General features: G+C 60.2%; 18 protein-coding genes and 1 pseudogene. 8 read left to right on the forward strand and 11 right to left on the reverse strand.

Translation table 11 applies throughout. The annotated features are described in order from the left end of the window. From purU to hmgA, 4 genes and pseudogenes are all read right to left on the reverse strand, one after another. A pseudogene (gene purU / locus GHK62_RS04685) lies at window positions 1-451 on the reverse strand (formyltetrahydrofolate deformylase); the annotation flags it as partial. Window positions 452-640: 189 nt separating this feature from the next. Next, a complete protein-coding gene (gene maiA, locus GHK62_RS04690) occupies window positions 641-1,282 on the reverse strand; it encodes a maleylacetoacetate isomerase (RefSeq protein ID WP_184108586.1) in 642 nt (213 codons plus the stop codon). 33 nt (window positions 1,283-1,315) lie between these two features. Then, complete coding sequence (locus GHK62_RS04695) at window positions 1,316-2,332, reverse strand: fumarylacetoacetate hydrolase family protein (protein WP_153437167.1); 1,017 nt, start codon at window positions 2,330-2,332, stop codon at window positions 1,316-1,318. A gap of 83 nt (window positions 2,333-2,415) precedes the next feature. Further along, entirely contained in the window at window positions 2,416-3,777 is a 1,362-nt protein-coding gene (gene hmgA / locus GHK62_RS04700; RefSeq protein WP_153437168.1) for a homogentisate 1,2-dioxygenase, read from the reverse strand. 78 nt (window positions 3,778-3,855) lie between these two features. On the opposite strand from hmgA, the gene GHK62_RS04705 reads away from it, so the two are divergent. After that, window positions 3,856-4,311, forward strand: coding sequence for a MarR family winged helix-turn-helix transcriptional regulator (locus GHK62_RS04705; RefSeq protein ID WP_153437169.1), 456 nt, complete (start codon window positions 3,856-3,858; stop codon window positions 4,309-4,311). A 5-nt stretch (window positions 4,312-4,316) separates the two neighbouring features. On the opposite strand, the gene GHK62_RS04710 is transcribed toward GHK62_RS04705, so the two are convergent. Next, window positions 4,317-4,796 (reverse strand): Lrp/AsnC family transcriptional regulator, encoded by a 480-nt coding sequence (locus GHK62_RS04710; protein WP_153437170.1) that lies wholly within the window; start codon window positions 4,794-4,796, stop codon window positions 4,317-4,319. Between the two features lie 132 nt (window positions 4,797-4,928). Here GHK62_RS04710 and hppD point away from each other — a divergent pair, with 132 nt between their 5' ends. Next, the gene (gene hppD / locus GHK62_RS04715) at window positions 4,929-6,041 is read left to right on the forward strand and encodes a 4-hydroxyphenylpyruvate dioxygenase (protein ID WP_153437171.1); all 1,113 of its coding nucleotides are present in this window, start codon (window positions 4,929-4,931) and stop codon (window positions 6,039-6,041) included. An 80-nt stretch (window positions 6,042-6,121) separates the two neighbouring features. Here hppD and GHK62_RS04720 read toward each other — a convergent pair whose 3' ends face one another. Then, on the reverse strand, window positions 6,122-6,910 hold the full coding sequence (locus GHK62_RS04720) for a helix-turn-helix transcriptional regulator (protein WP_153437172.1): 789 nt from the start codon (window positions 6,908-6,910) through the stop codon (window positions 6,122-6,124). A gap of 1,020 nt (window positions 6,911-7,930) precedes the next feature. Between GHK62_RS04720 and GHK62_RS04725 the strand changes: the two genes are divergently transcribed. The 5 genes from GHK62_RS04725 (at window position 7,931) to GHK62_RS04745 (ending at window position 14,879) form a co-directional block, all read left to right on the forward strand. Further along, window positions 7,931-8,641 carry a hypothetical protein gene (locus GHK62_RS04725; RefSeq protein ID WP_153437173.1) on the forward strand — a complete coding sequence of 237 codons (711 nt, stop codon included), beginning with the start codon at window positions 7,931-7,933 and terminating at the stop codon, window positions 8,639-8,641. A gap of 138 nt (window positions 8,642-8,779) precedes the next feature. After that, window positions 8,780-10,918 (forward strand): hypothetical protein, encoded by a 2,139-nt coding sequence (locus tag GHK62_RS04730; RefSeq protein WP_153437174.1) that lies wholly within the window; start codon window positions 8,780-8,782, stop codon window positions 10,916-10,918. A 21-nt stretch (window positions 10,919-10,939) separates the two neighbouring features. Next, entirely contained in the window at window positions 10,940-13,027 is a 2,088-nt protein-coding gene (locus tag GHK62_RS04735; RefSeq protein ID WP_153437175.1) for a type I secretion system permease/ATPase, read from the forward strand. Next, window positions 13,024-14,373, forward strand: a complete 1,350-nt coding sequence (locus GHK62_RS04740) for an HlyD family type I secretion periplasmic adaptor subunit (RefSeq protein WP_153437176.1) — start codon at window positions 13,024-13,026, stop codon at window positions 14,371-14,373. The genes GHK62_RS04735 and GHK62_RS04740 overlap by 4 nt, the downstream gene beginning before the upstream one ends. Before the next feature lie 11 nt (window positions 14,374-14,384). Then, window positions 14,385-14,879, forward strand: a complete 495-nt coding sequence (locus GHK62_RS04745) for a hypothetical protein (protein ID WP_153437177.1) — start codon at window positions 14,385-14,387, stop codon at window positions 14,877-14,879. A 9-nt stretch (window positions 14,880-14,888) separates the two neighbouring features. On the opposite strand, the gene GHK62_RS04750 is transcribed toward GHK62_RS04745, so the two are convergent. After that, the gene (locus tag GHK62_RS04750; RefSeq protein ID WP_380785362.1) at window positions 14,889-15,713 is read right to left on the reverse strand and encodes a bifunctional allantoicase/(S)-ureidoglycine aminohydrolase; all 825 of its coding nucleotides are present in this window, start codon (window positions 15,711-15,713) and stop codon (window positions 14,889-14,891) included. A 411-nt stretch (window positions 15,714-16,124) separates the two neighbouring features. Then, a complete protein-coding gene (locus GHK62_RS04760) occupies window positions 16,125-16,628 on the reverse strand; it encodes a hypothetical protein (RefSeq protein WP_153437179.1) in 504 nt (167 codons plus the stop codon). A 299-nt stretch (window positions 16,629-16,927) separates the two neighbouring features. Here GHK62_RS04760 and GHK62_RS04765 point away from each other — a divergent pair, with 299 nt between their 5' ends. Next, on the forward strand, window positions 16,928-17,455 hold the full coding sequence (locus GHK62_RS04765) for a tetratricopeptide repeat protein (protein ID WP_153437180.1): 528 nt from the start codon (window positions 16,928-16,930) through the stop codon (window positions 17,453-17,455). 246 nt (window positions 17,456-17,701) lie between these two features. On the opposite strand, the gene GHK62_RS04770 is transcribed toward GHK62_RS04765, so the two are convergent. The 3 genes from GHK62_RS04770 to GHK62_RS04780 form a co-directional block, all read right to left on the reverse strand. After that, the gene (locus tag GHK62_RS04770; RefSeq protein ID WP_153437181.1) at window positions 17,702-18,274 is read right to left on the reverse strand and encodes a hypothetical protein; all 573 of its coding nucleotides are present in this window, start codon (window positions 18,272-18,274) and stop codon (window positions 17,702-17,704) included. A gap of 84 nt (window positions 18,275-18,358) precedes the next feature. Further along, entirely contained in the window at window positions 18,359-19,663 is a 1,305-nt protein-coding gene (locus tag GHK62_RS04775; RefSeq protein ID WP_153437182.1) for an ATP-binding protein, read from the reverse strand. A 14-nt stretch (window positions 19,664-19,677) separates the two neighbouring features. After that, window positions 19,678-20,625 carry a type II secretion system F family protein gene (locus tag GHK62_RS04780; RefSeq protein WP_153437183.1) on the reverse strand — a complete coding sequence of 316 codons (948 nt, stop codon included), beginning with the start codon at window positions 20,623-20,625 and terminating at the stop codon, window positions 19,678-19,680. Between the last annotated feature and the right edge of the window lie 4 nt (window positions 20,626-20,629).

The following is a 20,629-nucleotide window of genomic DNA, read 5'->3' on the forward strand; positions in this document are numbered from 1 at the left end:
CTTCGGCCTTCGGCTTGTTTTCCTTCGTCACCTTGATGCAGTGGAAGGGAATGTCGTGGTTGACGACCACCTTCTGGTAGTCGAAGTGGTTGGAGACGACGCCGACGATGTCGATCGGCAGTGCGCCGATCTTCCAGCGGTAGAGCAGGTCGTTGAGGCAATGGCCGAAACGCGACACCATCAACAGCACTTTCATGCGCTCTTCGGAATCGCGGATTTCCATCGTCATCTTGAAGCGCTCTATAACCGGTGCAAAGCCTTCGCGCAGTTCCTCGAGCTTCGCGCCATCCTGGCTGATGAAGGTGAGTCGCATGAAAAAGAGGCCCGTTTCGAGATCGTCGAACTGCGAGCTGTCGCTGATGTAACAGCCTTTTTCCGCGAGAAAACCGGTGACGGCGGCGACGATGCCGCGGGTGGATTTGCAGGTGACGGTCAGCACATAGCTTTTCATCGATGGGTCTCTCGCTCTAGAGGTGTTTCCGGCGCGCCCTTAGACGGGCAGTGACGCGAAAACTAGCGTGACGATTTCAGGCTCGCCAATCCATTCGCGACATCGGCTGGACGGAACAGGCCACGGCGAGCCATGCCGGAAAGCTCTGCTTGCGAGAGGTGAGGCTCGTAGGCCAGAGCGCGGGATGGCCTAGGACTTCACCCTATCAGGATGTGCACTCGCGAAAGCCTCGATCTCGGCGCACCGCGCGTCGATGGCGACGATCCTTGGGCAAGCGGAAAGATCGACGCCCCAGCGCCGCGCGTTGTAGACCTGGGGTACAAGGCAAAAATCCGCCATGGTCGGCCGATCGCCGTGGCAGAACTCGCCGGTAGAGGGGCGATCGAGCATGCGCTCGAAGGCAGCAAGGCCCTCGCCGATGAACTTGTGCATCCAGGCGCGTCGCGCGGCTTCGCCATCCTCGGCACTGGCCATCACGTAACCGATCACCCCGAGATTGCAGACGGGATGGATATCCATGGCGATGGCATAGGACAGCGCACGCACCCGCTGTCGGCCGATCGCGTCAGCAGGCAGGAAGCCGCTGCCTTCCCTCGTCTCCGCCAGATACTCGATGATCGCGAGTGACTGAGTAAAACGTTCGCCGTCGATATCGAGCACCGGCACCAGGCCCTGCGGATTGCGTGCCAGATGGTCCGGCCCGCGATGGGCCTTGGCGATGAGATCGACCGGAACGGAGGCGTAGGGCTCGCCGAGCTGATTGAGCGCGATCCTCAGGCGATAGCTCGCCGACGAGCGCCAGTAGTCGTAAAGAATGGTTTCCTCCGCCACCTTTGCCTCCGATCCAATCAGTTTCGCGCGCTGTCAGACGCGATCGTATTTCTCGACCGTCTGTTCGATGGCGCCGAAGATCGAATGGCCAGCGGCATCCTTCATCTCGATCCGGACCACGTCACCAAATTTGAGGAAGTGTGTTTTCGGCGCACCGCTGTCGATCGTCTCGATCATGCGGATCTCGGCGATGCAGGAGTAGCCGGCCCCGCCTTCCGCGACCGGCTTGCCCGGCCCGCCATCGAGCTTGTTGGAAACAGTGCCGGAACCGATGATCGTGCCGGCCGAAAGTGGCCGGGTGCAGGCCGCATGCGCGATCAATTGCGGGAAGTCGAAGGTCATGTCGACGCCGGCATTGGCACGACCGAAGGGCTTGCCGTTGAGGTCGACACGAAGCGGCAGGTGCAGCTTGCCCCCATCCCAGGCATCGCCCAGTTCGTCGGGCGTTACCGCGACCGGCGAGAAGGCGGACGACGGTTTCGACTGGTAGAAGCCGAAGCCCTTGGCGAGTTCCGCAGGGATGAGGCCGCGCAGCGAAACGTCGTTGACAAGCATGACTAGGCGGATCGCCCGCCGGGCTTCTTCGAGGCCCGCCCCCATCGGGACGTCATCGACGACGACGGCGACTTCCCCTTCCATGTCGATGCCCCACGCTTCGTCCGCCATCGTGATCGGATCGCGCGGTCCGAGAAAGCTGTCGGAGCCGCCCTGATAGATCAGCGGATCGGTCCAGAAGCTCGCCGGCATCTCGGCATTGCGCGCCTTCCTGACAAGCTCGACATGATTGACATAGGCCGAACCGTCGGCCCACTGATACGCCCGCGGCAAGGGCGAGGTCGCATCATGCTCGTGAAAGCGCATGGTCGGCTGGGACCCAGTCTCGATGCCTTCCGCGACGCGTGCAAGCCGTGGCCCGGCATGCGCCCAATCATCGAGTGCCGCCTGCAGCGTGCGGGCGATATGGCCGACCTCGGAGCAACGGGTCAGGTCTTTCGAGACCACGACGAGCTTGCCGTCGCGGGTGGAGTCTTTCAGCGTCGCGAGTTTCATGGACTGGTGTTTCCCGGTGTGTTCTGTTGACCCGCGCCGGATGGCGCAGATCAGTGCACCATGTCACGGTTCTTCGCCGGATGTCACTTGATTCCGGGCGTGCCGTCGAATTTCCGTTCGAGGCCGGACCAGCAGTCGATGTAACCGTGCTGCAGGGTGTCGAGCTCCGCGGCGAACTTGGTCAATTGCTGCGGGAAGCGGGTCTCGAACATGAAGGCCATGGTGTTGTCGAGCTTCACCGGCTTCAGCTCTCCGTTCGATGCCTTCTCGAAGCCGGTGAAGTCCGGCCCGTGCGGCAGCATCATGTTGTGCAGGCTCATGCCGCCCGGCACGAAGCCTTCCTCCTTCGCGTCGTAGCGCCCATAGATCAGCCCCATGAACTCGCTCATGATGTTGCGGTGATACCAGGGCGGGCGGAAGGTGTGCTCGGCGACCAGCCAGCGCGGCGGGAAGATGACGAAATCGACATTGGCCGTGCCCTCCTCGCCCGATGGCGCCGTCAGCACGGTGAAGATCGACGGATCCGGGTGGTCGAACAGGATTGCGCCGACCGGTGAGAAGGTCTTGAGGTCGTATTTATAGGGCGCGTAGTTGCCGTGCCAGGCGACGACGTCGAGCGGCGAATGGTCGATCTCGGTGACATGGAAGGAGCCACACCATTTCACATGGACGCGGCAGGGTATTTCCTTGTCTTCGTAGGCGGCGACCGGCGTCTTGAAATCGCGCGGATTGGCAAGGCAGTTGGCGCCGATCGGCCCGCGATCCGGCAGCGTGAACTTCGCGCCGTAGTTTTCGCAAATGTAGCCGCGCCAGAGCTTTTCATCGCTCAGCCGAGTGACCTTGAACATCGTCCCGCGCGGTACGATGCAGATTTCCGCCGGTTCAACGTCCATCTTGCCGAGTTCGGTGAAGACGCGGATGGCGCCGGTTTCCGGCACGATCAGCAACTCGCCGTCGGCATTGAAGAAATAGTCGTCGACCATATCGGCATTGAAGGCGTAGCTATGCGCCGCCATCCCCGCCTGCGTCAAGACATCGCCGGCGGTGGTCATGGTCCGGATACCTTCGAGGAAGTTCAGTTTTTCCGTAGGCATCGGCAACGGGCTCCAGCGCAGCTGCCCGAGCGCCAGCGAATGCTCGGCAATATGCGGCGCGGTCTTCCAATGCGGATAGTCGATCTTCTTGAAGCGTCCGGTATGCCGGACGCTCGGACGAATGCGGTAGAGCCAGGAGCGCTCATTGGTGCCCCGCGGCGCGGTGAACGGAGAACCGGAAAGCTGCTCTGCGTATAGCCCATATTCGCATTTCTGCGGGCTGTTCTGGCCTTGAGGCAGGGCGCCCGGCAAGCTTTCGGTCTCGAAATCGTTGCCAAATCCGGGCATGTAGGAGAGCGCCCGTTCCGCAGCCGTGCCGGCTTCGCGTTGCTTTTCCGCCTTTTCCAACATGGCTTGCACCTCCTCTTATCGTCGCTATATTGGTTACAATCGTAACTATTGATTTTGTAACTATCAAGGAAGGAAGCGATGGCGCGGGATGAGTTCGAACTGGAGAGCTTCCTGCCGTATCGGCTCAACCGGGCGGCGGAATTCATCGCCCTGCGCTTTGCCGCGCAGTACAAGGCGCGCTATCAGCTTTCCCGTCCCGAATGGCGAACGCTCGCCGCACTCGGGAGTTCCGGCCACAGCATGACGGCGACCGAGATCGGCGCGCATTCCACCATGCACAAGACGAAGGTGAGCCGTGCCGTGTTCAGCCTCGAACAGCGCCGCTGGCTGAAGCGCGAGGAGGACGGTCGCGACCGCCGGTTCGAGCATCTGGCGCTGACGCCGGCAGGTGAGCAGGCCTACAAGGAACTGACCAAGCTCGCCAGCCGCTATCAGGCCGAACTGCTTTCGATGCTCGGAACGGAAGACATGAAGGCGCTTTCCGCGGGCTTGCGTGCAGTCGAACGAGCGATGAGGAAATCGGTTGCGCCATAAGACGGCTAACCCTTCACCCGCTCCGGTATCGGCAGCCCTTCGAAACTCTTCAGCGTTTCGAGCACGATCGACGTCTTTACGTGCTGGACGCTGTCGTGCGGCAGCAGCACGTCGTTGACGAAACGCGAAAGCCCGGCGAGGTCCGGTGTCACGACGCGCAAGTGATAGTCCATCTCCCCCGTCAGCGCGTAGGCCTCCAGCACTTCGGGCAAACCGGACACCAGCTTGCCGAAACGCTTGGCATTGTCGCGATTGTGCGTGGCGAGCGTCACCGAGATCACCACCATCAGATCGAGCCCCAGCTTTTGCCGGTCGATCTGCGCCTGATAGCCGGTGATATAGCCTTCCGCCTCCAATCGGGATCGCCGCCGCGAGCATTGGGACGGCGAAAGCGCGATGCGCTCGGACAATTCGTTATTGGTCAGATGCCCATCCCGCTGCAGTTCGCTGAGGATCTTGAGGTCGAACCCGTCAAGCTGCTCCATTCATGCGCCCTCGCCTAATCCGCCGCACAATTCATGCGTAGAATCGCCGAAAACACGCAAGAATACAAGCATCATGCATCGGATCTGCGCCATACTCCAGCGAAGTTTGGAAGAATGAAGAGGAGGCTTCCGATGGGCCCGTTTCCGCACGACGCACCACCCCCAAAAATCAGCGCGGAGAACCCCGCCGGGACAGACGGCTTCGAGTTCGTCGAATTCGCGCATCCCGAGCCGGAGAAGCTGAAAGAGCTCTTCACCCGCATGGGATATCTGGAGGTCGCCAAGCACCGCACGAAGGACATCACGGTCTGGCGCCAGGGCGACATCAACTACATCGTCAATGCCGAGCCGGGCTCTCATGCCATGCGCTTCGTCGACAAGCACGGCCCCTGCGCCCCGTCGATGGCCTGGCGCGTCGTCGATGCGAAGCATGCATTCGAGCACGCCGTTTCCAAGGGCGCCGAGCCCTATACCGGAAACGACAAGTGCCTCGATGTTCCGGCAATCGTCGGCATTGGCGGCTCGCTTCTCTATTTCGTCGAAACATACGGCGACAAGGGCTCGGCCTATGATGCCGAGTTCGAATGGCTGGGCGAGCGCGATCGGAAGCCCACGGGCGTCGGCTTCTACTATCTCGACCACCTGACCCATAACGTCTATCGCGGCAACATGGACAAGTGGTGGGCGTTCTACCGTGAACTGTTCAACTTCAAGCAGATCCACTTCTTCGACATAGACGGCCGCATCACCGGTCTCGTCAGCCGCGCGATCACCTCGCCTTGCGGCAAGATCCGCATCCCCTTGAACGAGTCCAAGGACGATACCAGTCAGATCGAGGAATATCTGAAGAAGTACAAGGGCGAAGGCATCCAGCACATCGCGGTCGGAACCGAGGCGATCTACGACGCGACCGACAAGCTTGCGGAAAATGGCCTCAAGTTCATGCCCGGACCGCCCGAGACCTACTACGAAATGTCGCGCGAGCGCGTCCACGGCCACGACGAGCCGATCGACCGGATGAAGAAGCATGGCATTCTGATCGATGGCGAAGGCGTGGTGAATGGCGGCATGACGAAGATCCTGCTGCAGATCTTTTCGAAGACCGTCATCGGACCGATCTTCTTCGAGTTCATCCAGCGCAAGGGGGATGAAGGGTTCGGTGAGGGGAATTTCCGCGCCCTGTTCGAATCGATCGAAGCCGATCAGATCCGCCGCGGCGCACTTGGACCGCAGGCCGCCGAGTAAGTTTCATCGTCGAAAACATGCGGAAAGGCCCCTCGCCCGAAAGCGAGGGGCCTTTCCGTTCGATAACGCCGCGACCCTCGTCAGTTCCAGCGCGAGCCAATCCGCGCTTCGGACATGCCGCGCTCCGCCTCATGCGTGAAATAGCGGGAAGCGGCTTCGGTCCGGTTCCGTACGTTCATCTTCTTGTAGATGTTGCGCACGTGGACCTTGACGGTGTTTTCCGACAGGCCGAGGCGATCGGCAATGATCTTGTTCTGTGTCCCCATGCAGATCAGATCGAGAATCTGCACCTCGCGCGCGGTCAGCACACCCATGCCGGCATCGCGCTTCGGCTCCGGAGCAACAAAAGCTTCGACGACCGCTTCCCGCCCGACGCGAAGAGCTTCGCCGGTGAGCCTCACCGGAGCAAGATGCCTGAGCAGCGCCGCGGGAAAATGTTCGCCGCCTTTCATCAGAAGGTCGATGACGGTCAAGCAGACATCCAGATGAAGGTTGAGAGGCAGCACGCCGTGAATCAATCCTTCATCGACGAAGCCGGCGATCGACGAATCGAGCGCGTCCGCATCCTCCACAACGAGCCCGATCGCGGCCTTCGGGTGGAATTCATGGACCATCCTGAGCACGGATGGAAAGGTCGCCACCGGCAAGCGATAAAGCATGACCAGCCTGACGTCGACGAGGTTGCCGTCGAGCAGGCTTTCGGGATCGGACAGGCTGACCACGTCCTGGCCCTGAAACCGCGCGCCGACCGCCTGCATCAGGCATTCTGCGAACAGATCCACCTTGGCGAGCATTACGATCTTACTTTTTGTGGATAATACTTTGTTGTTGTCTTCAAAATCGCTCAGGTTCGAGCTCGTACGATACATTTATCCCCTCCTTGGGAAATTCCCATTTATTTTAATGGGTGTTCCAACCCCACTTGGAGCAGCCCGCGCTTGAAAAATTTCTTCAAATACTGCGCAATAATAACGAACAAAAAATTCGTGATAACTAATGTATCGTAAAGATGGGGGATGCGAAACCACCCAAAAGGATTAGATGCTCTTCACGTTCGCGTCTAAATCGTTCGAAAACGAACCAATTTTGGGCCAATCGGCTTCGAAAGGTCCCCTGGCCAAACACCCCTGGTTTTCGAGGGGAATTTCTGGACGACGGCCGCGGCTGCAAATGCGGTGTGATGGAATGCCCGCCTTTTGCTCTGCCGGAGATGCGCGGAGTATGGGCAAGCCGTCGGCATAGCTATTACGAATTATGCACCACCACATCTAAAGTCGTAGAGCCGGCTATGGACAACCATAATTGGAATAGCGCGAGTTTGGCCACGCGCCCACCCCGGCATCGATCGATGCCATCCTAACAATTTGAATTAGACCATGAATTCTCGTCGTTCACCAATCGCCCGTGTAATCGCGGGCGCAGCGCCAAACCGAACCATACTCAATCGCATTACGCCAGATTCACAAATATTAACATTGTCTTAACTGCATCGACGGTACGGCCAAAGATTTAAAAAAGCCATTGAATACAAGAGACTAACCACAATTGGTGTCTTTCGTTCCTCCGCATTCAGGCTCACACTACCATCGTCGCGCTTGAGTTTGCACGACCCACGGACTGCTTTTGTATCATGCGTCGCAGCCGCGGAGTACATATATCGAGCTGCTACTCGACATATGATGTAACCAATATTTATAGTACGTAGCCATTTATGTAGAAGTACATACAAGCAACTATACTATGAATACAAAGGGAAAATATCGGAACCCAACAGACGGATTGTCTTTTATCACGATTCGCCTGAACTTCAAAAGAGAGCCAGCCCCGCAAAAATCCTATAAAAGATGAAAGGGTTTCGGTGCTGGCTCCCTCTGCGAAGGGAGTTGTATATGACCGATACCCCGTTAAAGGATTTTCGGGCCGACAACAGTATCACCACCGATGACGACTTGAAGATTGGCGCGCTTGCCGACGGGCTCGCGAGTGGCAGCGTCAATGCCCCAAACGGTGACTGCGACGCGACAAGCCATCGCAGCATTGCCGACGGCAACAACGTCTCCAGCAAGGTCGACGCAAAAGCGACCAGTGGCGACCACGACAACTATCCCTCCGTCAGTGAGCCTCCGGCACTGGACGACACCACCGGTATCGGCAATGTCGGCGTCACCGCGAACCTCACGTTTAATCTCGGAGAGGACCTTTCCTTCGGCTTGAACCTCGATCGCATCCTCGAACATTCGCTGAACGCTGTCGGGAACGACACCGGGTTCACCATCGTGCAGGCAAACAGCCTCGCCGACCAGGATCATGCCTATAGCGTCAAGATGAACAATGCCAATCCCGACAACGCGCCGCATACGGATGGCGGGCATGCGGAGAGTGGCGACGGCATGCACTTCGGCACGAGCTCCGACTGGGATCTGAAGGTCGGTCACGAGCTCGATGCCAGCGCCAAAGCCGATGCGTCCGCGACCCTTGCAGGTGGTGAGTTCCACCAGGAGATCGTTCAGGGCGCGAACCTCCTCAGCAACGCCGTCGACGTCAACGTCGTTGGCGGCGACTTGCACGTGACGTCTATCGGCCAGGACAGCGACGGTTGATTGCAGACGAAGGGATGTGCGCTGGCCGGCCGCACCGGTGCACAGATGGATGGTTGATTTGAGATCGGTTCAACGCGCCTTGGTCGCCGGTCGGCCCGCCGAGGCCTCCCTTGGCGGCTGAAGGGAAGGATCGGGGTAATGCACGCGCAGAAGGTCAACGAAATCGTCGCGCATTTCCTTGGGCTGTTCGAGACGGCGACCGATGAGGCACGCATAAGGCATCAATATCTGCAGGGCAGTGAACCCTCGAAGCCCGCGCCCGAGGATACCGGCACCGACACACCGCTACCCGAATTCAAGTGTTCTTTCGAACTGAAAGACTACGATCCGGACATTTCCTATCAACCCTCCGGCTACCGGATCGAGGGCCTCGATATCGCCGGGCGCACCCAATTCTCCCACGACGCACCCCCCGGTCCTGTATCGCTGGACGACTTGAACATCGAGTCCCGACTTTTCAACACGGTGGCAAGCACGCCCGGCATCGCACCAGACCACGTGCCCCCGCACCACGCGGCAGCGGACCACGCGCCGGTCGTTCAGGAGGGCGCAGGTTCGGTCAGCGCTGAAATCCAGCAGGTCAACCTCCTTCACGACGACGACGTCCTCAACATGAGCGGTTCACCGATGGCGGCCGACACGGGCTGCGTCACCGAAAAGCTCGCGGAATACCTCGAGGAAGCGACGAATGCCTCACCGATCGCACAATTGAGCCAGATCGACAGTTCCGAGGCGCTTTCGGCACTTGCCGCGAATCTCAAGGCCCTAGCGGCGATAGCGCGCGCCGACGAGCCGCAGCAGTCGGAAGATCCCGCCACGCCCGTGGACCACACCACGACCTCGCCCGGAACGGCCGTGCCGGCCGATTTGCCGGAAGATGACAGCGGCACAGTGGTTCTCGCAGCGGACGACATCGACGGCGTCCACGTGAACGGCACGCATATCGACGCACTTCCCGAACTCGCCGACTACCTGCCCGCCGGAGAACCGCCCTCCCAATGCTCTGCACCCCCATCCGCCACCACGGGAGGTGTCATGGAGCCCGCTCTCCCGAATAGCGATGGCAGCGGCGCGGTGGAAATCGAGGCGGGGGCCAACAAGGTCGGTAGCTTCGCAAGCATCGTCAGTGCCAGCCCAACGGCCTCGGTCACGGTTGTGATGGGCGACTACCATCAGATCGACGTCATCTCGCAATCCTACGTCTACGCAGACAACGACGAGGTCAATGGCACCCTCGTCACGAGTGCCTCCAAAGCCGCCTCGCAAACCATCGCCATGAACATCGCGAATTTCGAGCGTCATGATTTCGAGGCGCCCGCGCGGGAGACGACAGGTGCCGCAGACCAGTTGTCGACCTTCCCGACGAACTGGCACGTCAACGTCATCGAGGGTGACCTGTCGATCGTCCACTGGATCGAACAGTATAATTACGTCAGCGACAACGACACGGTCACCGTTACGACCAGCGGCGTGGAAACCAGCGTCCTCACGGGCGGAAACGTCGCCGTCAATTTCGCCTCGTTCCTCGATTTCGGCACCCAGCACGACCTTGTGATCGTGGGCGGGCACATCCTGGACATGAATCTGATCAGCCAGGTTTCAGTCCTCTACGACAACGATCAGATCGAGGGCATCTCCGCCGGCAATGGCCTCACGCTCGATGAAGGCGGCAATCTTGTCTGGAATATGGGATCGATCGAGAACATCGGCGACGCCGAGCGCTTCGAGAGCGTGCCGGACTACATGCACCAGGTCGTTGACGATATTCGCGAGGGCACGAACGAACCGCCGGAAGCACTGGCGCGCGATCAGGATTTCGCGGCCTACACGGGCCTGCGCGTCCTCTACATCACCGGCAATCTTTATGACGTAAACGTCATCAAGCAGGTCAGCATTCTCGAGGACGCGGATGCTGCCACCTTCACGGCCGCCAAGCCTCTGGAAGAAGCCGCCGACCCCGAGCTGGCCGTTCACGTCGACAGCAATACGGTGGTCAACGTTGCCCAGATCATCGACTACGACAGCTTCGGCCACACGACCTATGTCGGCGGCCAGCTCTATTCCGACACGATCCTCATCCAGTCCGGGATTGTCGATATCGGCCGCGACGGCGACACGCTGAGCTTCAAGCCGGACGGGCTTGTAAACGAGGTCATCGCATTTGTCGGCGAAGACGACCCGGCACCCGGCGTCGGCGAGCACGCTGGCGATACCGCCAACGAGAGTTCGTGGAGCGACAGTCAATGGAACGACGTCATGCACACGGTGCTGACATAACGGCAATCGCGAGGGAGTGCCATGAACGACCTGTCCAAACGGTATGTCGATGGAGGCAAACCGTTGTCGCACTCCGCACCAGAGCTGAACATACCCGGCACACCCCAGATTCCCATCAACCCCATCAGTCCTGCCGTCGAGGAACCGGAAGAGTCCGATCGGGACGTCGAAGGCCGATCGCCGCCTCGGGAGCAGCCGGACACCGGAAAGAAGAAGGCGCACGAGAGCGAGAAACGCGAAGAGATCAACAGCCGGCCTGGTCGACCATTGGCGCCAACGATCAACAATGAACCGGGCCCTTTCAGGGAGGGCGAGCGCCGTCCGACCGCACGCGACGCCGGTGAGAATACCGCGGCCGGTGAGGGAAAGGATACATTTCACAAGCGCACGGGACCGGTAAATTTCGCCCAGAGCCTCAAAAACTGCCTGGCAGCCGTCCAGCGCAACATGCTGATCGTCATCGTCTTCACCGTCGCGATCAACGTACTCGTGCTCGCCATCCCGATCTATCTCTTCCAGATTTCCGACCGGGTGCTCACAAGCCGGTCGCAAGATACATTGCTGATGCTGACGATCGCCGTCCTCGGCGCGATCGTTCTGCAGGTCGTTCTCGACGCCATTCGCCGCTTCATCCTGATGCGGACCGCAGTCGAGATCGAGGTCCAGCTCGGCGCCCCGATCCTCAGCGCCGCGGCGCGGGCATCGCTGCACGGCAACGGACGCGACTATCAGGTGCTGAGCGACCTACAGCAGCTTCGCGCCTTCATCACGTCCGGTACGCTGATCTCTTTCCTCGACGCGCCGCTGACCCCGCTTTTCGTGGTCGTGGTCTATCTGATCCAGCCGCAGCTCGGGCTGATCGTCATCTCGTGCTGCGTCGTTCTTTTCATCATTGCCTATCTGAACCAGAAGGCGACGACGCGATCGTTCAGCGAAGCCAACAGCTATCTCGGCCGCGCGAATTTTCATCTCGATTCGATGTCGCGCAATTCGCAGATCATCAATGCGCTGGCGATGATTCCGGAGGCGGTGAAGATGTGGGGGCACGAAACGGCCGCCTCGCTCAAGGCGCAGGTCTATGCCCAGGACCGCAACATCATGTTTGCCGGCGCCTCGAAGGCCGTGCGGATGTTCACCCAGGTGGCGCTCCTCGGCTGGGGCGCGCATCTGGCAATGATGGGCCAGCTGACCGGCGGCATGGTCATCGCCGCCTCCATCATCGCCGGCCGGGCGCTCGCTCCGGTCGAAGGCGCGATCGAGGGCTGGAACCAGCTCAATCACTCGCGCGCCGCCTATGGCCGGATCAGGCAACTTCTGCTGGGTTCGCCGCTGAATTTCCCCAGACTGCGCCTGCCGAACCCGGAGGGACGGCTCGACGTCGAACGCATCCTCTTCGTGCCGCCGCCGCAGAAACGCGTGATTCTGAACGGCATATCCTTCTCGCTCGCCAAGGGAGAAGCGCTTGCCATCATCGGCAATTCCGGCTCCGGCAAGACGACGCTCGGCAAGATGCTGGTCGGATCGATCCTTCCGACATCCGGCAGCGTCCGGCTCGACCTCATGGACTTGAGAAATTGGGATCAGCGCCAGTTCGGCGAAAGCATCGGCTACCTCCCGCAGGACGTGCAGCTCTTCCCCGGCACGATCAAGGCGAACATCTGCCGCATGCGCGACGATGTCGAGGATGCCATGATCTATGACGCAGCCGTGCTTGCCGACGTGCATGATCTGATCGCCACATTTCCGCAAGGCTACGAGACAGTGGTCGCGGCGGACGGCTCTCCCCTCTCCGGTGGACAGAAGCAGCGGATTGCGCTGGCACGGGCCTTCTTCGGCAACCCCAAGTTCGTCGTCCTCGACGAGCCGAATTCCAACCTCGACAGCAATGGCGAGGCAGCGCTTGCCCGCGCGCTTCTCCATGCGAAGAACCAAGGCATCACCACCGTGACGATCACCCAGCGCCCGGCCCTCTTGCAGTGCGTCGACAAGATCATGGTGCTCAACGAAGGCACCGTTGCCATGTTCGGCACACGAGACGAAGTCCTCGCCGCACTTGGCGCGACGAACCACGACGGGGCACAGCCACGCATTCGCGGAGGTCGCCAATGACCCAGAGCAGGAAAAGCGCCGATCCGCACAATGCCGCGGAGTGGTATTCCGAGGTCCCCCGCTCGATTAGGCTCCACAGTTTCGCTGGCCTTGCCCTGATCGCGGCATCCTTCGGCGGCTTCGGCTACTGGGCCTTTGCGGCGCCGCTGGCAGCGGCGATCATCGCCCAGGGAAGCTTCGTCGCCAACGGCAACAACAAGATTATCCAGCACCTCGAAGGCGGCATCATCGAGCAACTGCTGGTCGACGAAGGAGACAAGGTAAGAGCAGGTGACATCCTGGTGAAGCTCGACCAGACACCGGCGCGCGCCAATGCGCGCATGCTCAACCTCAAACGCCTTCGCCTCGAAGCGGTGGTCGCGCGACTTAGGGCAGAAGCGATGGGCAGCGACACATTCAAGTTACCGGACATCGTCGCCGAGCAAGCGGACGATGCAGACGTGCGGGCGATCATCGAAAGCCAGAACGTCATTTTTCAAAGCAAGAAGATCAAGCTGCGCGATCAGCTAAACCTCATCGACCAGAACATTCGTTCCCTCGAATTTCGCGCCAAGGGCTACGATTTGCAGCGCGCGTCCTTCAACAAGCAGATGGAGATCCTGACGGAAGAGCGCGAATCGAAGAGCAGGCTGGCCGAAAGCGGCCTGATCAGGCGGCCGGAACTCCTGGCGCTTGACCGGGCGATCGCCGACGCGATGGGCGAGATCGGCCGGCTCGAATCGGAGGTGAGGGAGAGCCACACGCAAATCGATCGCTACCGCCAGGAAGCTGTCATCGCCATCAACACCAACAAGCAGACCGCGCTGGACGGCCTGGAAGGGGCCGAGGCCGACCTCGATGCCGTGCGCCAGCAGGTCCGCGAGGCGGCCGAGGTGCTTGACCGCGCCACCATTCGCTCCCCCGTCGACGGAACGGTCGTGCGCAGCTATTTCCATACCGCCGGCGGCGTGATCGCGACCGGCAAGCCGATCATGGAGATCCTGCCGGGCAATGTGCCGCTGATCATCGAGGCCCAGGTGCTTCGAACGGCCATCGACCAGCTCAAGGTCGGCGAGGATGCAACGATACGCCTTTCCGCGCTGAATCGCCGCACGACGCCCGTTCTGAAAGGCAAGCTTTTCTATGTCTCGGCCGACTCCATCGAGGAAGTGGCCGGCGGACAGCAACGCGACGTCTACATCGTCCGCGTGGAGGTCCCTGCCAGCGAGATCAACCGCATCCACGGCTTCCATCCCGTACCCGGCATGCCCGCCGAAGTCCTGATCACCACATCCGAACGGACGTTCTTCGAATACCTGACGAAGCCGATCACCGACAGCATGTCGCGGGCGTTCAAGGAGACCTGAGGGGAAGCGTCATGGCGGCGGCTCAGGAGGTGCTTTTGCTGGTTGGTCGCCTGAACTACGTCTGGACCAACACCGAAAGCCTTTTGATTTACATCATCGCGCACCTGCTGAAGGTCGACAAGGAATCGGCCATCATCGTCTTTCTGACACTGAACACGACACGCGCGCGCATCGACCTGACGGAGCGCCTGGCGAAGCTGCCGGCGACCCCGCCCGAGACACGCGACCAGGTCCTGTCGATTACCGAGCGGTTGAAACAGCAGTCGAAAATGCGCAACAAGTACAACCACTGCATCTACTCCTTCGATGAACAGGGAGAGATATCGAGCACGCAGCTGATGCGCCTGGTCGAAGGCGAGAAGGAGATACGCTACGGCAAGGTCGAGCAACTCGACGCGCGCGAAATGGCGCGTCTCGAAAACGCGATCCGCGAGATCACCGACATCAGCAAGGCACTCTGGTCGTTCATTCGCTCGCGCCCGAATTTCGACGAGCGGCTGATCTGAGCCCTGCCGTTATCGCGACAGGCGCATGTGGCGATTGACGTCCTTGTAAAGCAGGTAGCGGAAATTGCCCGGGCCGCCGGCGTAGCAGGCCTGCGGGCAGAAGGCGCGCAGCCACATGAAATCGCCCGCCTCGACCTCGACCCAGTCTTGGTTCAGCCGATAGACGGCCTTGCCTTCGAGAACATAGAGCCCGTGCTCCATGACATGCGTTTCCGCGAACGGAATGACCGCGCCAGGCTCGAAGGTCACGATCGTCACATGCATGTCGTGGCGCATGTCCGCCGGATCCACAAACCGTGTCGTCGCCCATTTGCCGCCGGTGCCGGGCATGGGCGCGGGCGTGATGTCGGCCTCGTTGGTGAAGAATGCCTCCGGCGCGTCGAGCCCGTCGACGGCCTCGTAGGCCTTGCGAATCCAGTGGAACCGCGCGGGCGCGTTCCCATGGTTGCGCAACCGCCAGGAGCTTGCCGGCGGGACGAAGGCAAAACCGCCCGGACGAAGCACATGCGGCCGACCGTTGAGTTCGACGGTAACCTCGCCTTCCATGACGAAGAGCGCGCCTTCGGCGGCGGAATCGAGTTCGGGCCGATCGCTGCCGCCGCCCGGTCCGACTTCCATGATATATTGCGAGAATGTTTCGGCGAATCCGGAAAGCGGACGCGAGAGGACCCAGAGGCGGGTGTTTTCCCAGAAGGGGAGGTAGCTCGTGACGATATCCATCATCACGCCCTTCGGAATTACCGCGTAGGCCTCCGTGAAAACCGCGCGCCCGGTGAGGAGTTCCGTCTGCATGGGTGCGCCGCCCTTCGGTGCGAAGTACGTCCGTTCAACCACTTCCTGTCCTCCAAGACATTCCATTTCAGTGCTACTGCATGTTTCCTTGAATCCTAGCCGATTTAAGGACAAAAACATGCAGAAATTCAAAGTGCTACAGCGTCCTATGCGCGTCTCAAAAGACGCGCGGCGCTGTAGGCTTCACCGTTACATCTTCCATTGGAAAAATGCGATCGGTTCCAGTGTCCTATCCTGAAAGAAGCCGATGATTAGCCCCTCCATTGGTAGAATCACTTTCTTCAGGACCTGCGGAATAACGATCTTGCCCATGACGGGCCAAATGGTGCAGCCGCAACGAATAAAGTGCTCACGCGCGGCAGCCGCAAGTGGCTCGTCGCTCAGCCGCGCTGACCCTGCCCTGCTCGTCGCCATCGAACATGGGCTGGCAAGACGCTGGGCGCCATGGCCGCGCTACTTTGCGCGGATACGCCGGATGATTTCGCAATGGGAGCAAATGCACGAAGCAAGGACGAGGACGAAAAGCGCAGTCCCAAGCGGCGAATAGGCGAACGGCAGGAAAGACCAGTCGCCGCGCAAAACCTCGGGCAGCGAGAGGCCCGAAAGGCCGGCCTGCATGTGCACAGCGCGGACGGCAGTAAGCGCGGTCGCGATCAGGGCGATATGCGCATGGACGAAACGCATGCGCGGATATCGCTCCGGCCGGATCGCCAGAAGGACACCGAAAAGCGCTGCGAGCGCCAGAATTGCGGAAGCACCCCAAAGCCCAATGCCTGCAACGTCAAGAAGCATGAAGACCGGCTCGCGCATGACCGGAAGTATCGTCATGTAGAGCAACCAGGCGGACTCGCTCGCGGGATGATGGGCGAGCAGAACCATGCTGGCCAGAAACATGGCCGCCAAGGCATAGGCGCCGCATGCGCCGAGCCGGAGAAATGTTAGAACTAAAGCGCGCATGCGTTGGCATCCCCTTTGACTGGAGCGCGGCCGCTCTCTCTTTGTATATAAGACGACGCTTAACTGGGGCTTACCGATCGTTCATTCGTTAGACCGGCACGGTTGACTTACCGGAAACTCGGCTGGACACGATTCATGTCGACGTCGCAGCAATTGTCGAAGACGGCCCGGACATACACCATGTGTCTCTTTAATGCGACTCGTTGTTTCAATTCTTCATTTATTAGCATTTTTTCAGGAAGATTTTCCGTGAGCGATTGCATACGCAAGGCTACGCTGCCCAAAAATTGGGGGAATGAATGGCAACTTCTCAGATCAGATCGCAGATCAGATGCCTTACCTTTTTGCTCGTGGGCGGGGTTGCGCTGGCAGGCTGCCAATCGGCCGCTGTCGACGATTTGGCCGCCTTCGGCGATAGCGCCAAAACTCTCGAGGATGATTCGGCCGTCGCCTTCTACAAGAACGACGAGTTGGTAACCAAAGGAAAACTGCAGTTCCAGGAGAAGAACTACGGCAAGTCTTACGCCATCTACAAGCGGGCGGTTGCCGTCTTTCCCGAGGACCCGTCCGCGTGGCTGGGCTTTGCGGCCTCCGCCGACATGATCGGCCGCTTCGACACCTCCGACCGCGCCTACCAGCAACTCTCCGGCATGATCGGCAACACGGCGGTCTACTACAACAATATCGGTTACTCGCATCTTCTGCGCGGCGATTTGCCCAAGGCTCGACGATATTTCCTGAAGGCCTACGAACTCGACCCGACAAATGAGACCACGGCCAGAAACCTGGAACTCATGAAGAACAGCGTGAAGTTAGCGCAGCGATAATGCATGTCGCCCAAAAGTGTGCAGCGGTTTTGGGACAACGGCATGCATAAGATCAATGACCCAAAGCGGGTCGCATGAGTCGATTGAACGCGACACGCTTTAGGTCGCGCACAGAGAAGAGATTTAACAGACGGCCGAAACGTCCGTACCGATGGCTTGACTGGCGAAGCGTCACTCCACCTGATCCATCTTTGAAGATGTCGACGCGACCTTCGCAGAAGCTACCTCCTCGCGAAAATCCGAGGATTACCGTACCTTCCGCAGAATGAGTTTGCCCTCAGGCGAGACTGAGCGTTCGTAGTGCGGCAAGTCCGCGACGGATACGCCTTCAGCATCGGCCATGGCGAGGCTGTCATCCGTCGTCTGCTGTCCGACGGAGACGGTGGTACCCGACGGCTCCAGCCGTTGCGTCACGCCCTTTCCGGGCGCGCTCATGATCAGGCTTCCACCGGAGGCAACCAGACCGGAACGCATGCCGACATCGAAATCCGCGACCTGTTTGCGCAGGCTTTCCAAACGCTGGCGGACGATTGCCATGTCCTCGGCCTTGGCGCTTCTGGCGATGTACCGGCCCTGCTTGTCGACCAGCTCTTTCAGGCCGTCGATGGAGCGCTTGAGCGCGGCAAGCGTCTCGCGGCTCTCCCGCACGTCGGCCGCATTCTTCGCCGTGTAAAGCAGAATGCCGGCATTCAGCGGCAGCAACAGCAAAGCTATGGCGATCAGGGAAGCCCCTTTCGAACGGCTCGGTTCTTTGGCCGGCCGCTCGCCATGTTGCCTCGCGCCGTCAGGTTCGACATCGATATCCGGAATACTCGTCATCCGCATCACTCCGCCGCAAGCAGGGTCTGGTCCCTGAAGTCCACCGCATCAGTATTTCAGGCATTCCTTAATAAGGTGCGCAAGCTAGTCCAGCGCGAACACGCCCTCCCACGCCCGCTCCAGCATTTCCAGCGAAGCCGTCTTCGGCATCGCGTTGAAGTCGCAATAGGACCCGATGAAATCCAAGAGGTACTTCGGGTGGTAACAGGACGCGAGCGACGCGCCGCTGTACTTGCGCTCATAGAACAGGTCCAAATCACTGACCTTTATATCTACCGCGACTTCGCGCGCATAAGACTCGAAGATCCGGATATATTCCTGCCGCGACGGGTTATTCACAAATATCTTGTATTTCAAGCGCCGCAGGCCCGCCTCGTCGGAGAGATCCTTCGGAGCGATATTGGTCGAGAAGACCACAAGCTCGTCGAACGGAACCTTGAACTTCTTGCCCGTATGCAGCGTAAGAAAGTCATATCCGCGCTCGAGCGGCACGATCCAGCGGTTGATCAGTGCTTGCGGCAGCACCTGCTGGCGACCGAAATCGTCGATGATGAACACCCCTCCCGAGGCCTTGAGGTGCAGCGGAGCCTCGTAGACGTTCGATCCATCGCTGAAGGCCAAATCGAGGAGGTCGAGTGTCAGTTCGCCGCCGGTCTTGATCACCGGCCGCCGGCATTCGACCCATCGCTGGTCGGCCTTGGGATACGGATTTCCCGGAGCCTCGGAGACAGGCTGGTGTACGGCCTCGTCGTAGAAGCTGATCACGAAGCCGCCGACCTCGATTGCGTAGGGCACCCAGATCGTCTGGAGAAACAGCCGCGCGGAGCGTTCGGCGATGCTGGTCTTGCCATTGCCCGGCGGTCCGTAGAGCAGGATCGACTGACCCGAATTCATGGCCGGACCAAGCTTCTCGACAAGCGACGGTGACAGCACCAGCCCCTTGAGACTCTCGGTCAATCGGTCCTGGGTCACGCGCTCGTGGTGGATCGACTGCACTTTGAGTTGCCGGCAGAAGGCATCGAGCGACACCGGCGCCGGCCCGACATATTGCGACTGCCGCAATGCGGCCTGGGCATATTCGCGGCCCTTCGTCGAAAGCGCGTAGCGAATGTCGGACTTGACGTCCTCGCCGGCGAGCCCTCTTGCTTCAAGGAAGGCAAGCTTTACCAGTTCCTTGACCAGCAAGTTGACCACCGCCTTCGGCAATTTCATCCGGGCGGAGAGATGCGACGGGGTGACGGTGTCCTGCTCGGCTGCGCATTTTGCCGCCAGGCGCAGCATGAAGGACAGTTCAAGGCCGGTTTCCTCGACAGCCGTCGGCGCGAGCGGCATTCGGGGATCGAGCGTCAGCACGGAGTCTTCGCGGACTTGATCGGGCGAATAGTGCATGGAGACCTCGCTGTTTATCCGCCGGGCTTGAGGCCGGTGAGAACACTGACGACACGCATGACGATGGGAACCAGCACGATGATGAGGCTCACCGGAAACAGAAAGGCGCCGAGCGGCAGCAGCATCTTGATCGGCAAGGCATTGGCCTTCTCCTCGGCCCGCACGACGCGAAGGTCGCGCATTTCCTTGCTGTAGACACGCAGCGTCTGGGTCACGCTGGTTCCCAGTTCCTCCGACTGGCGGAAGAGCACAGAAAGCGCCCGCGCCTCGTCGATCCGCAATCGCGCGGCAAGATTGGCCAGGGCCTCGCGCAGCCGGCGTCCGCCCCGCACTTCCAGCATCATGATCGAGAGATGCAGGCCGAAATCCTTGCGCTTGTCGACGAATTCGCGGGCGACGCGGTTGGCCGCCGCTTCGAGGCTCATGCCCGCATCGAGGCAGACGATCAGCATGTCCATGAAATCGGGAAACAGGCGGCGATATTCTCGCTCCTTCGCGTCACCGCGCCGGTCGATATAGATGTTGACCAGGACAAAGGCGATGCCGGCCGCAAACATCGCCATCACGAGGATAGCGAGCTGCGACAATTCGGGAAGGAAGCGGCCGAGAGCCCAGACCGTTACCGCCACGATGCCGAAGCATATGACGGCGCGGATGACCTGAAATACCGTCACCGCGCTGGCGCTGAAATAGCCGGCACGGATCAGCCGGTTCTGGGTGGAGTTCGCGTTCGCGTCACGTCGGGTGATCTCGAAGTAGCGGCGGATCAGGCGGTTTTCCGCCTCGCCGAGATCGGCGATCGCGGCGTCTCCCAACTGGAATTCCTCGCCGCCCGCCTTCGCGCTCGTCTCGGACAGCCGGACGCCGACTTCGCGCCGCCGGAAGATCAGTTCGGACGCCGCGCCTGAAAAGATCAGCACCGAGAAGAAGACGATGAAGTAGATCCCGTACTCGCTCGACATCGCC

Origin of the sequence: Sinorhizobium terangae, assembly GCF_009601505.1 — a bacterium.
Classification (GTDB): Bacteria; Pseudomonadota; Alphaproteobacteria; order Rhizobiales; family Rhizobiaceae; genus Sinorhizobium; species Sinorhizobium terangae.